At 46.9% G+C, this 13,818-nt stretch carries 6 protein-coding genes; 3 read left to right on the forward strand and 3 right to left on the reverse strand.

What is annotated here, in order from left to right; genetic code table 11:
• Nucleotides 1-97 precede the first annotated feature (97 nt).
• Complete coding sequence (locus GQF01_RS04235; protein ID WP_161405621.1) at nucleotides 98-7,519, reverse strand: S-layer homology domain-containing protein; 7,422 nt, start codon at nucleotides 7,517-7,519, stop codon at nucleotides 98-100.
• 399 nt (nucleotides 7,520-7,918) lie between these two features.
• On the opposite strand from GQF01_RS04235, the gene GQF01_RS04240 reads away from it, so the two are divergent.
• Complete coding sequence (locus GQF01_RS04240) at nucleotides 7,919-8,683, forward strand: class I SAM-dependent methyltransferase (RefSeq protein ID WP_161405622.1); 765 nt, start codon at nucleotides 7,919-7,921, stop codon at nucleotides 8,681-8,683.
• A 375-nt stretch (nucleotides 8,684-9,058) separates the two neighbouring features.
• On the opposite strand, the gene GQF01_RS04245 is transcribed toward GQF01_RS04240, so the two are convergent.
• Both GQF01_RS04245 and GQF01_RS04250 read right to left on the reverse strand, forming a co-directional pair.
• Nucleotides 9,059-9,652 carry a TetR/AcrR family transcriptional regulator gene (locus GQF01_RS04245; RefSeq protein ID WP_161405623.1) on the reverse strand — a complete coding sequence of 198 codons (594 nt, stop codon included), beginning with the start codon at nucleotides 9,650-9,652 and terminating at the stop codon, nucleotides 9,059-9,061.
• 14 nt (nucleotides 9,653-9,666) lie between these two features.
• The gene (locus GQF01_RS04250; protein ID WP_161405624.1) at nucleotides 9,667-11,112 is read right to left on the reverse strand and encodes an FAD-dependent oxidoreductase; all 1,446 of its coding nucleotides are present in this window, start codon (nucleotides 11,110-11,112) and stop codon (nucleotides 9,667-9,669) included.
• A gap of 196 nt (nucleotides 11,113-11,308) precedes the next feature.
• Between GQF01_RS04250 and GQF01_RS04255 the strand changes: the two genes are divergently transcribed.
• Together GQF01_RS04255 and GQF01_RS04260 are read left to right on the forward strand one after the other, a co-directional pair.
• Nucleotides 11,309-13,066, forward strand: coding sequence for a sulfatase-like hydrolase/transferase (locus GQF01_RS04255; RefSeq protein WP_161405625.1), 1,758 nt, complete (start codon nucleotides 11,309-11,311; stop codon nucleotides 13,064-13,066).
• Nucleotides 13,067-13,145: 79 nt separating this feature from the next.
• Nucleotides 13,146-13,808, forward strand: coding sequence for a class I SAM-dependent methyltransferase (locus GQF01_RS04260; protein WP_161405626.1), 663 nt, complete (start codon nucleotides 13,146-13,148; stop codon nucleotides 13,806-13,808).
• The last annotated feature ends 10 nt before the right edge of the window (nucleotides 13,809-13,818 follow it).

Genomic DNA, 13,818 nt, shown 5'->3' on the forward strand with positions numbered 1-13,818 from the left:
TAAATATGTCAACTTATGTCATAGTCCTCACAATAGAATCCAAACAACCGCCCTCGAGAATTCGGGGGCGGTTGTTTGTTTGAAAATTATCAGAACTTTAGTTGATAAATTGCAGGAACTGCAGCACACGCTTCAGAACCACAGCAGCTTGTGCACGATTAGCATGCTCCTTCGAAGCGAAGACCGTGTCCGACATGCCTTGGATAAGGCCTGCTTTCAATGCTTGCGAAATGGCTGCTTTCGCCCATTCGCCAATTTCCATCTGGTCCGTGAACTTGCTCAATACCGAGCTGTCGGTTTGAATTTCCTTGCCGCCGACTTTCATGGCTCGTATCACCATCACAACCATTTGCTCACGAGTAATGATAGCGTTAGGTTGGAAGGTACCGTCTTCATAGCCATCAATCAATCCAGCTTTTGAGGCAGTGCCTACGGCTCCAGCAAACCAATCCGTGGATTGAACATCTTGAAACACGTTATTGTTTGATTCCACTAAGCCAAGTGAACGAACCAGCATGGCCGCAAACTCGGCACGCGTCACGTTAGCTTCAGGCACAAATTGCTCATCGGTCATACCAGTAAGAATCCTTTTACCTGCAAGCAATTCAATGTCTGTTTTAGCCCAATGCCCTTGCAAATCATTGAACAGCTTCTCCAATTGGATGACGGTATAAACGCTATTATGAGGCGAACGGATCGTTATTTCTGTGGAACCGTCCTTGGTTGTCACGATAGCCGGAACAAAATGCAATTCTTTGTTCGCGTCTACCCAGACTGCGGTCCATGTAGCAGGGTTTATGGTCAACTGACCCAAGTTAATGGTACGGTCGACGTAGGCTCCGCCGAAGTCTGTCATTTCTGAACCGTTAACCGTAATCGTAAATTCGATCGGGTTCGTAATCACTTGTTTCGCGTTCAGGTAATTCACCGCAGCATTCACATCGTCTCCAGCTTTACCAGCTACTTTCGCTATGGAGACAACGACGGTTGAATCCTTTTGAATATTCGCAAACAGCGTTACAGGCAATTCATAACGAATCCCGTTCGATTGAATAACCAACTTACTTTTTTTATCCGCAGCACCAAGAATGGCATTGCCTGATAGCTCCACGTTAATAGCTGAGTCGCTGCTCTTCACGTCAATGAGCACAAGTGGACTTACTAATGCTTGCTCCAAAGCTTTAGCATCTACGGCGACTTTGGTTACTGTACTTCCATCGGCAGCCGTTTCTTGTGTTACTTTAGCATATTTCTCAAGATCGATAGTGCCTGGATTTGTATTAGAGTTATTTGGTGTCCCTTGCGAACCAGCGCCTGATCCAGAGCCAGAACCGGAAGAACCATCCGATTCATTGGTTGTCCGGAAGCTAGCTACCGGTCCGTACTCGCTTTTAACACCATCCTTGTCTACCGCTTGAATCGTGAAGGTGTAATTGCTACCTGCTGTAAGGCCAGTCAGTCGGTAAGTAAGAACATCGCCGACCGTAGCGATTTCAGAGTAAGTGCTGCCGGTTACGCTGAATAGCTTATATCCACCAACACCTCTCACAGCTTGCGCCGCAGTCCATTGCAAGGTTGCTGTTGTTTTGCCAACTTCCGATGCAGTTAGAAGGGATTGCGCCGGCCAAGTTACCGCACCTGAGGTCACGGCAACGTTAGCCAAAGCTTTGTACACAGAGCCAGTAACTGTTCCTTCAACAGTAAAGTTTCCTGGTGCCGCATATTGCGTTGGATCGATGGAATCCCATGCTACTGGCAGCTTTTGGGTCGATCTGTCGCTGTATACAGCGCTCACTACCGACGGCATGACCGGTGCTGTCCCTACTTGCGTCACGATATTCTCCGGTTCAATGCTTACAAGGACAGGATTAACATCTGAAGCTACCGGGATGGCTGGAGCCGAAATCATACGTTTACGGGAATACGGATCCGTTCCCTTCGACCTCACCGAGATAGCGGACGTGTCTGACAAATTAGCCGGTAAAGCAAAGCTAGTCGCATCTGCCGGCAATTCGGCAACAACCGCCGTCCCGTTATACACCGTGAAGCCTTCGCTTTGCACATTGGAATCCCACTTTAGAACCGCAGCCGATCCGCTGGTACCTATTGTCAGATTCTGTGGTGGCGTAGGAGCGTTAAAGACTTGAACCTGTGTAAGCCGAGGAGGACCCGTTAAATCCGTGCCAGTGTTGCCGCCCGATGCGTTCTCTACCATAACTTTGATATAGCGGGAATGGTAGGTCCTGCCAAGATCTAACGCATAGGATGCATCTACTGAGTCGTCCCCTCCGTTTTGATTGCCTGTAGCATAAGTGTAACCTTCTGCGGTTTTGAGATCGACTTGTTTGAAAGCCATGGCGTCCCATTCAGCAGCCGATGAATGATCACTTACATCATCAGATACAGATAGGGTAGCACCTTTCAACCTGCTGGACTTGGCTAATAGCCTGATTTGGCTGAAATCCATAGCCTGACCAAGGTCTATTACAAAACTGCCCTTCCTTGCTCCATCCGTACCCAACCAAGAGTAATTTCCGATTTGGTCGAGACTGGTAACGTTGTTTACATTCCAAACAATCGGATCTTCCAGAACACCGCTTGTAAGTTTGTTTGCATTTCCGTATGCATTTGCATTTGCGGATGCAAGTTGGAGCGAGTTGGCACCTGCCGTTGAACCAACATTGTACACCTTTTTATTCAGCGCCAGGTTGGTAGAAGATACCCCTGTTGCAAGTTTGGTAATCGTGATGTCAGAAAGCTGCAGCTCGGCGTCGTATGCAGAGTTGGTCGTACCGTTAGAATTACGGTAAATCCCCCACTTCGGACGCAAATATTGGTCGAAGGTGGCTGGGTATTCCGTCTCGAAGTTGACACTTGCGCTTCCAACCTTGACACTTCTTTCCGGCCTTCTCCACAAGTCCTTCACGCCGTCGCCTGCGCCTTGTTTCGGAAACGTTTGATACACATCCGGACTGTCGAAGGTATACACTTTTCCTGTTACGGTATCCGTGATTTTGATCGTCAACCAACCAGAATCGGAGATTAATGCATTAACCTCAACCTTAATCCAATGGCTGCCGATTTCTTTCAACGGGATTCTCAGTAGCGTTTTATCGCCGTCATAGCGGTTATGATTGACAATTAGCTCTCTGGTATCTCTTCCAGTCAGCGACATGGCCAGAATATAGGCTCCATTCTCACCAGCACTATTGCCACCTGCCAATGTATCGGCTGCTTGGGCATTCGTAGCTTTCAGTTGGAAAATATGCCTGAAATTAGGCTGATTCCACTGATTGCCATCTGGAATGTTCCACAGCCATTGATAGGAAACGATATCGCCATTATAGGCCGTAAAATCTTTGGTTGAATCTTCGCTCGGACGAATTTCAATTCGTTGTCGGTCGTTGATGGCTGCACCGCCGACTACATAACCTTTATCCCAGTCAAAAACACCTTTGTGCGCATATTCGCCATCACGAACTTTGTCCTCGAATTCCGTATTCAAGCCTCTGCCCTGAGCTACAACCTTGAACACATTCTTCTGAAGAGTGCTATCCCAGACGCTTTGAACATGGTCGTCCGCTAGAGTCGCTTCAGGACGATCACCATAATATGCGTGATAGGCATCGCGAATCCGCTTGGTAACCCCTTCAACGGGCTCATCAGTGCCCATCGCACCGCCTAGAACATTATAAGGAGAAACACCGTCAATGGCATTCATCTTGATGGTTTTACTATTTTCTCCAAAACCGCGTGCAGTCACATCCAATGCAAAGATAGATGGCGTGCCGCTACTCAGATGGAACGTGAATTCATTCGTGCCCAGCGGAAGCTTAGCTAGGTACGAAGGTTGGAACGTAACGGAATTACCTATTGCTTTGTAATCCGTATTGTTAACAAGCTCTTTGCCTTGAGCATTCGTTATTCCCGTAATTGTCTGACCGCTGACGAGACTAACTGTCGTGCTAATTGGTTTGCTTTGATCCCATGTGCTATAGACAGCCTTCGAAGGTGTTAACGCTGTTATATTGGTTACCGGATCTTTTCCGTAAATGACCAATCCGGATAACCCCATAGTCGAAAGATTATCATCAGTACGACGCTCACGTGGTCCAACCAAAACCGTGTTGATCATGACATACCGCGCTGTGAACGGGTATAAAAACGTTTTGGTATCGAAGCCCCACTGCTGTCCATTGTATGTAGCAAAGGACCACATACCTTCGGTTTCTGTGCCTCCGGCCAGCTTCCAGCCGTTGCCTTCCCAATCGTAGTTGCTAGCCGTATCCGAAGCTATTGGGCTGCTTTCCCATGAATGCGGATCATTGGAGTAGTAGACTTCGAATCGATTAGCATTCTTTTGAATATTAGCAATGGCATTTGGAATTTCAAGGTACAGTTTATCTACTGTCTTTGGTGTTCCCAAGTCAAGTGTTAACGCCAAGGAGGATGGCGCGTAGTTCTCCTTATACACGTTGGAGCTTGAGTTCCGCCAGTACCCCGTACCTCCCGATTTGAGAGCGTCTGATCCAGGATGTTCCGGTTGCTCCGAGCTAACCTTGAGGTTCACGCCATCATGCGGTGTGAATCGGGATGGTGCCAAAAGATTTACTGAACCGGTTGCCGTTTGCATATCTGCTGCATCCATGACGGTAACCGTACTGGATTGGCTTAAGCTTCCAATCTTGGCTGTGATCACAGCTGTCCCTTTGCTTACGCCAGTTAACAGTCCGTTGGTATCGACAGTTACTGCCGCAGGGTTGCTGGATTCCCAGGTTACAGTCTTGTAAGTCGCATCCTTGGGCAGAACATCAGCCAATAGATGTGTTTTCTTGCCAAGGGCAAGGTCTTGACTGCTTTTGAGTTGAATTGTGCTTACCGCAACTACATCCTGGGAGGTAGCGCTAAAGGTAATCGTGTATACCTTTTCCTTGAGTTTCCCTGTAGGATCATAAGCCGTAATCTTCACAGGGCTCAGCCGGTAATCAGCCGGATATTCGACTTTCACTGCGATTCCGGCAGGTGCGACTGCTGTCACGTTAGGCAGAGTTTGCGCATCACTAGGAAGATCCTGGGAATAACTGGTTTGACTTGGTGAGAAACCAGTGAGGCTAATGCCATCCATCTTCAGATCTTCAAGCCCTGTTAAGGAGCTGGAAGGTTGACCGATAATGTTAAACACATTGCTTTTAATGGAGCCGGCACTGTTATCGAGAGTGAGATCGGCAACAAGCAGCACATATTGAGCATCTACCTTTTCACTCAGTGTCAAATCGGCCTTTTCATTGTTGCTCAGATTCGACGCTTTTCCTGCACCCGGGATTATGCGCCAAGAGGACCCATGATCGGTTAGGAGCGGCTTCCTGGTTGCCGATGAAGTTGGCGAGACGGAGGTGCCTTCCTTCAGTTCGTCATATGCCGCAGCATCATTCGTATAATACAGCTGGTAATTTTTCAGGAACTTACTGTTGCTGGTCCATTCCAGCTGGATCTGGCTAACCTCAATACTTTTCTCCAGTTTGACGGCAGCCCAGTATTGATATCCTTCTGTCTTGGTTAACGAACTGTTCGCTTGCCAAGCCGTATCCGACTGGCCGTCGATAAAGTTATTTTTGGTGCCTCCACTTTGTGAAACGACCTTGATTTCAGCACCAGGGGTAACGGCCCAGTTCTTAATCCCGGATATATTGACATCGACATAAGGCTTAATGCCTTTGGTATTCGTGATCCCAGCTCCGGTAAATTCTCCATTGATTTTGAACGTGCCTGTGCCATCGGAATTGTAACCCTCCGGGTTCCACGTGACATTTACCTTTTCGATCTTACCCGTGCTCAGGGTAGCATCCAGTTGTGCAGGCAAGCCCAAACTATCGAAAGCTGTGCCTGGCGCCGCCGAAACGACGTTTGGCCTATCCCAGGCCACGATATCCTTAGATTGGATTTTTGGATCCCAACCGTCAGGGAATACATAGGTATTTTCATCCCTCTTGATTAAGTAAATATCGGACAAATACATCGTTGCAGCCTGGAATTCATCGGCATAGACCGATTCGTTCACGGTGTTGTACATCCCCCGGTACAATCCCCATTTGGAACGGTTCTGTTGGCCAGGTACTGCCGGCAGATCGACTCTTTCTTTTTTACCCGTTGCCGGGTTCAAAACTTCAGGACGTCTCAACGTTTCCGCCGTCATGCCGCCTTTCCATAGCTCTTTATTGGTTGCTACGTCAACGAGCTTGCCGTAAACATAGCCACTATCGGCGCTTAGAATCGTCACTTCCATATCCAGCCAACGATCTGCGACCTCTTCAAGCGGAATTGTAAACAGCGGCTTGATCCGGTGCGCTTCTTGCCCATCTGGATTGTTTCTGAATTCCAAGTAGCCCTTGCCATTGACAGAAACAAGTGTAAGAGTGGTCACCGGCTGCCCGGCCTCATCTCCTTCAATCGCTTTTAATTGAAAAATATGAAAGAAGCGTCGAGGAGCAATGAAATCACCGGCTTCTTTCTCGGCGGCATCCAGCTGATACTTGATCGTTTCCGAAGGGAGCATCAGCTTCCAATGATGGGTCATTATGTCTCCACCCACACTATTGGCATCGATATTCGATGCGCTGGTGTTGCTCTTAATCTCGAGCCGCTGACGGTCGCTGTTAACCGCGCCCCGATCACCGTCGTCCCGACTTACCCCTTCTGGCGTTTTGAATGGCAAAAATTCATGATAACGCAAAATGTCCGTATTAAGCTTGTCTAGTCCAGCACTAGCTTCAATGCCGTACTTCGTAAGCGCATTCATATCTGTTTTGCCAATCGTCTGAAGATACATGTTATCTCCCAGCCAGGAGTTGGGAACACTCTGAGCCGCTGGGTAGTTTCCAGAACGGTCATAAACCGATTCAAACCAATCTTTTCCGCTGTAAGACGAGGCTTTCCCTGGGCCTTCAATCGAGCCTGTTGTGCTGCCGAAACCCATTTTGGAAGCGCCCAGCACGTCCCATGCGTGTTCGCCCGCTTTAATATTCAGTGGAGAATATTTGTCATTGGGACCTATAGAGTCTGCTATTGACGCCGGGACTTCCTTCTCTACAGATACGCTAATGGTGTATCTACGACTGCTGCTGCTGTCAGTCTTATCCGTTAGCACTAGATAGTACGAGTTTGATCCACCTGGCGTAAATTGATCCAGCTTGGCATCGCCTACGTTGATGCCACTGGTTGCAATTGGAATTACTGTTGTTTCATCGCTTCTGAAAAAGGTTGGAGTAACGCCAGGATTCGTCGTTACATTCAGCATTTGGTAAGAAGAGCCATATGGCAAGGAGATCCCAATGGTTTCATTAGGAATGTCAACTACAGCATTTGCCGGCTTATTGACTTGGACTTCAAAAAGGCTTAACGTCTCTCCCGATGCGGCATGCGCCGTCGATGCAGAGAAGCCAAAAGGGTTCAATAGCGTAAGCATCATAGCCAACGTTAAAATAGCGCTTACAACTTTCTTCAAAGCTTGTTGCGTGAGCATCCTAGTGCCTCCTTATGATAGCTTCAAAAACATAATTCCAGCAGGCCAATCAGTGAAAATTATCCCCCCTTACTTGTTTTCAAAGCAGTTTGTTAGCCACCTGCTTTCACCTACACTCTATTGCTGATATTGGAATCAGACAATGGAGATTATTATGATGGTATGTGTTTTTTTGGGGTAGGTTGAAGTACAATCGAAGTCTCCAGCGGAAAGTTGGTTTTTAATTATCTTTTACATTGACCAAATTTTACCATGAAAATTATAATAGATTTAACTTAAACGAAGGCGAGTGATTCTCATGCAAATGATCAAAACTGTTTCGTCCATTACGGAGGTACGGAAGGGTTAACGACTACCTAGCCCTTCTAATTACATTTCAATTCACGGAGGGAATCGTCTATGTCGTTTAGTTATTACGGGGAACTTTGTACAGAAGTCTATAATCATACCAAGAAAATTGGTCAATCTATTGACGGTGATATGACCTATTATGAGGCTAAGCTCCAACATTGTAAGGGACGTATTCTTGAAGCCATGGTCGGCTCCGGGCGTGTAATCATTCCGCTTCTTGAATCAGGTCTTCTTGTGGATGGGGTCGATTATTCTCCTGATATGTTGAATTCTTGTCGTCAGCGCTGCATGGAACGTGGTTTAGTCACCAATTTGTATGAGTCGAGTCTTCAAGAGCTTTCTTTACCAGATAAATATGAGGCAATTATTATTCCAGCAGGTTCATTTTTATTAATTGAAAAAAGAGAAGAATCACTTAAAGCCTTGAAGCGCCTCTATGAACATCTTCAGCCAGGCGGCCGCCTGCTGCTTGATCTCTTCCTGCCTGATACTAACTTTAAGTGTGGACAGTGGGATGGCACATCGACATTCAGCTTACCAGGTGGAGACGTCATCACGATGGAAGGCAAACTAGTCGAAGCAGATCTATTCAATCAATATAAAGTTTCTTATATCAAATATGAGAAGTGGCGCAATGGTGCATTGATTCAAACTGAGTTACAGCGCTTTGCCTTGCGTTGGTACGGCATCGAGGAATTTAAGCTCGTTTTAGAAAGCATAGGCTTTACGGATGTGGTTGTTTCAGCTGATTTTGTCCCTGACAAAACCCCGACCAATGCGGAGCAGATATTTGCCTTTGAAGCGAGAAAGTAAACATCATACCCCTTCCACCAAGTGTGGAAGGGGTATTTTTACGAAAGAGGCTGTCCCGAGAGATATTGAATGGCCGGGAGCGACTCCTTATATGAACTGGAAATACTACCGCTAAATCTGTGAATAACACAGCTCCAGGAATGAATATATGGAATTTCTCCTGCTAATGCGGACGATTGAGCTTGGAATCAGGGGAAAAGGAGAGAATTAACAGGATTCATTCCAGTTATTAGGGTTATCTAACGGATAACCCCTTGAAATAAAGGGATTTTTTCCCACTCTTTGATGCGGAACCGGCTCCATAAAAAAATGGGCTCTCTCTAAGTAGATCCATCTACTCGGAAATAGCCCTTAATTACCCTATCCTTTTACCTATTATAGAGTAATCATTCTTAACAGCACGTCAACTCTCGGCAGTTGGTAACCGCCAATCTTTTGCACATTTAGCACCATCAGACCGGACGTGACCGATAAGTACGAGGAAATCATTTCGTCCAAATCTCCCTCCACAAGCTCACCAGCCTCCTGTCCTTCTCGGAATAAGGGCCTCAATTTCTTGACGTAATTGTCCATGGAGTAACGCTCCATTAGCTCCACAACCTTCTCAGGCACACCATCTGACGTTCTCGCTTGGTGAATCAGTAGAAAATAGTCCGTTCCACCTTCATCCAACATGTCTTGCGTTAATGCTCTTATCTTCTCTATCGGCGAGCCCGGAAGCCCGTAAACAGTCTCCATGGCTTCATCCGAAGCAATCATCGCTTTTTCAACAAGTGTTGTGAAAAGCTCTTCTTTCGACGTAAAGTAATGATACAGTAGTCCATGACTAATCTGTGCCTCAGCAGCGATCATGCTCATTTTCGTCCCAATAATCCCGCGTCTTGCAAAAACTTTAAGCGCAGCGCTCATAATCTGCTCTCTGCGTTCATCTCGAATCTGAAGCTGTTGTTCTTCATTTAATGGAGACAAAACATCCCTCACTCCTAACCTGGAATCAATCTGATCAATGCTTCTTCTAATGGAAGGTCGTATTCTTTCAGCAGATCTGCGAGTAATTGCAGTCCTTCCTCCGATGACTCAAGTACCGATTTGACCATCTGGGGATGAAACAATTCAATCAGAGGTAAGGATAACGAATTAACACCCCAGTACAAACCGAAAAGTTTGAAGTTATGATTCGCCGTTCCCTCTCTCAAGATCAAATTCATGTACCTGCTGCCAAAAGCAACTCCCTTGAGGGGTTCTGAGCCCGCCTCATATTCGACGCCGTCCCACTGCAAATCCGCCGCACAATTTAACCACCAAGCAGGTGTTATCGCTTTTTCTTGAATTTCACGCAGAACCTTTTGCTCGAAATGCGGCACAGGGTTATTTTGTCGTTCCTGCAGCATGGTGTTCAGTAGATCCACTTCTATGGCAGCAACTGTCATCCCTTGACCGAAAATGGGGTCATAGATGCAGTAGGCATCTCCTAACACTAACAATCCCTCCGGCCATTTTTCCATTGAATCATAATGGTGACGATATAGCTCAGGTACACGAAACCCCTTCGGCGGAGCGATGGGTTCGAGCTCACACAGGATTTCTGCAATCATTGGAGTAGGAAGCTGCGCGACCTCCTGTTCGAACGCATCGGCATCCGTTGGTGGATAATTCCCACCTGGTCGATACAGCAACACTTCTGCCACCTGGTTCTCAATAAAAGAGAATACCCCCGTGAATGTTCCGTTCACCGGTTGGCCCATGATGTTGATCACATCCCATTTCTCAATCAGCTGCTTCATATGAGCTGGAACGTTATACCGGCGTGTACTGTATCCTATAGCTGCTTTCATCCGATCAGGGCGAGGGACATCATATCCAAACTCCTTCAGCCATTGTGTCAATTTGGAGGAGCGGCCACTAGCATCAACCACAAGATCCGCCATATAATCATGCTTCACGCCTATACCCCGAGCACGGACTTGAACGCCTGTAACAGCCGTATGATCCGGAGTCGTATGCAGCGTAGTGACATCATGCTCCGCAAGCACTCGTACATTGGGAATTTTCGTTACACGCCCACGTATGACCCATTCCAGCACGGCACGGCTGAACTTAATATCGTTCCTTGGGTAAGGTGCGGACACGGTTCCATATTGATTCATCATATGAACCGTTTTATTAAGCGAGCTTGGTGATCCAAGCGCCACCAATTCATCCTCATAGCCAGGAAAAAGCTGCTCTGTAATCATTTTACCACGCTGTGTGAACCTATGGGGATGAAAACCGTGCGGAGCGCCATTCCGATCTGCGGGACGCTTTGGAAATTCGTCCTTATCGATAAGGATGACCTCTTCATAATACGATGAGAGCACTCTTGCTGTCATTAAACCTGTCATGCTGCTTCCGATCACGATCGCTTTGCCTTCTTTTTGAATAACATTCATAGGATTCACCTCAACGACTATATTTGATTGACTAAGTCAGTCAACAAAAGATTAAACCATTATTTTCCTGTAGTCAATACATTTTTTTCCTAAATAAATCCTTTTGTCGAAACAAGCGTCCCTATCGTATTCAGCATGCGCAGCGCCTTCATCGCATACAACTAGCTTTAGATTAGGTTAATTTGGGGGTGCATATATGATAAAAAAGCCGAACTTCCTCCTGGTTGTCGTCGATGAAGAGCGGTATCCTCCGGTCTACGAAAGCCCTGAGATTCGCGCTTGGCGGACCACAAATCTCCCTGCCCACGAACGGTTGCGCGCGAATAGCATGGAACTCCACCGTCATTACATCGGCAGCGCTGCCTGCTGTCCGAGCCGAACTACGATGTTTACCGGTCATTACCCCTCGCTTCATGGTGTTTCACAAACGAACGGTATTGCGAAGGATGCCTTTGATTCGGATATGTTCTGGTTGCCGCCGCATACGGTACCAACGATGGGCAATTACTTCCGCGAGGCAGGATACCAAACCTATTACAAAGGAAAATGGCATATCTCGTACGAGGATATTTTGGTGCCAGGCACGCATAATGATATGCCCAGCTATGATCCAGCTACAGGTGTGCCGGATTCAACGCGGGAACAGCTTTATTTGTCCGCAGATCCGCTGGACCCCTTCGGCTTTTCCTCTTGGATCGGGCCTGAACCACATGGCCGCAATCCTCATAATTCCGCTTCATCGTCAGCTACAGGCATGAGCGGCAGGGATGTCACGTATGGTGCTGAGACTGTGAAGCTGATTGAAGCTCTCGACCATCAGAGAAGCTCCGACTCTGATGCGAAGCCATGGCTCATTGTCGCCTCCTTCGTGAACCCGCACGATATTACCCTATATGGATTGCTCAGCGCCAGTCTACCCAACATGTTCCGTTTCCAGGTTGATCCAATGCCGGAAGTCCCTGCCCCGCCAACGATTCATGAATCGTTAGATACGAAGCCAAGGTGTCAGGCCAGCTACAGGGATACGTATCCGTTAGCCTTGCAGCCAATCGTCAATGAGCCTTTTTATCGCAAGCTGTATTATCAATTGCAAAAAAATGCTGACCAGCAAATTTCGAAAGTCTTAGATGCCCTGAGTCGTTCATCTTTCAACGATGATACGATCGTCATTTTCACTTCAGATCACGGAGATCTGCTGGGTGCCCACGGCCATTTGCGGCAGAAAATGTACTGCGCCTATGAAGAAGTTCTGCATGTACCTTTCCTCATTCACAATAAGCGCCTCTTCCCTCATAGGCAAAATTTCTCAGAGCTAACTTCCCATGTCGACTTGCTTCCTACGATGCTTGGACTTGCGAGTATAGATATTCCTTCCCTTCAAAACCAGCTGAAAAGCAGCTTCAGTGAAGTTCGCCCCTTCGTTGGCCGTGATTTGACGCCGATCTTACTTCATCGCGATACGAGCGGTGGAACCACCTACACGAAGGAGCCGATTTATTTCATGACAGATGACGAGATCACACGTGGCCAACATCAATTTAATCCATTAGGGCAATCTTACAATGCTGTTATTCAGCCTAACCACATCGAAACCGTTATCGCCGATCTACCAGGGCCGCAGGGACGACCAGTTCAGACATGGAAATTTACTCGCTACTTTGATAATAAACAGTTCTGGAGTGATCCAGGTGTACGCGATGTCACGATTCAATTATTTGGGGATTTGTGTGCAGATTCCAATCCATCAACGAGTCATGTTACATGCAAAACGGTTCCAGTTCCTGAAGAATACGAATTGTACAATTTAACCGAGGATCCACTCGAGACACGCAATCTCGCTCACCCTGCTTGGTCCAACTCGCAAAAGGCATACGTCCAGTCTTATATGGAACGCTTATTGGTGGATCAGCGAAAACACAAACGACTGCGGCCAGAGCCATTTAACCAGGCATAAGACCTTCTAACGCCATTCAATTTTGCATAAATATGACATTGCAGTAGTAAGTGCTTGAGGAAAAAGGAGGTCTTTCATCATGCCTGATTCCCTACTCCAATCCCGCTTTTTTATTCAGTCTGATCCCATGGAGCAAGAGTTTCTTTACCATTTACCTGAGACTTGGTGGAGCCGACCTTATGAGTACACTTGGTGCGCTTCTTTTATCGAAGAAACCGACATCGCTTTGGATGCTGCTTGCGGTCTCCCCCATCCGTTCAAATTTGTACTTGGTCGTAGATGCAAGCAAGCGTATGCTTGTGATTGGGATGCTCGAATGGTATCCATGCAAAGCTTAATAGCGTCCATCCGTTCGGAGATCAATGAAGAAGCAGCAGAAATTGTAAGCAAGGGAAATTACACGGAAACAATTCTAAGTCAAGCAAGCCTGACGAAACTTCCTTATGCGAATGATTTTTTTGATAAAATCTTCTGTATTTCGGTGCTTGAACACTTAAAACCTGACGATATGCGGCTGAGCTTGGAGGAATTCAGAAGAACCTTAAAAGACGATGGAACCCTGATTATTACGCTTGACTATCCAACCGTTGACTTAGGAATGTTTCAAAGCATCGTCCACAATTCTGGTCTGAATTTCCTCTCTGAGACAAACTTCGAACTTCCTCCTAATGCGCTTCACACCGATTTATGGGGTGGCTTGTATTGTTTTCGTGCTGTCCTGAAGAAAAGCGTATTGCCTTAAGGGGGAATCG

The organism is Paenibacillus silvestris (genome assembly GCF_009882985.1).
Taxonomy (GTDB): Bacteria; Bacillota; Bacilli; order Paenibacillales; family NBRC-103111; genus Paenibacillus_E; species Paenibacillus_E silvestris.

What these genes read in the sequence shown, in the direction of transcription:
- GQF01_RS04235 (WP_161405621.1), bottom strand. Translation starts at nt 7,519, where the DNA reads ATGCTCACGCAACAAGCTTTGAAGAAAGTTGTAAGCGCTATTTTAACG.
- GQF01_RS04240 (WP_161405622.1), top strand. Translation starts at nt 7,919, where the DNA reads ATGTCGTTTAGTTATTACGGGGAACTTTGTACAGAAGTCTATAATCAT.
- GQF01_RS04250 (WP_161405624.1), bottom strand. Translation starts at nt 11,112, where the DNA reads ATGAATGTTATTCAAAAAGAAGGCAAAGCGATCGTGATCGGAAGCAGC.
- GQF01_RS04255 (WP_161405625.1), top strand. Translation starts at nt 11,309, where the DNA reads ATGATAAAAAAGCCGAACTTCCTCCTGGTTGTCGTCGATGAAGAGCGG.
- GQF01_RS04260 (WP_161405626.1), top strand. Translation starts at nt 13,146, where the DNA reads ATGCCTGATTCCCTACTCCAATCCCGCTTTTTTATTCAGTCTGATCCC.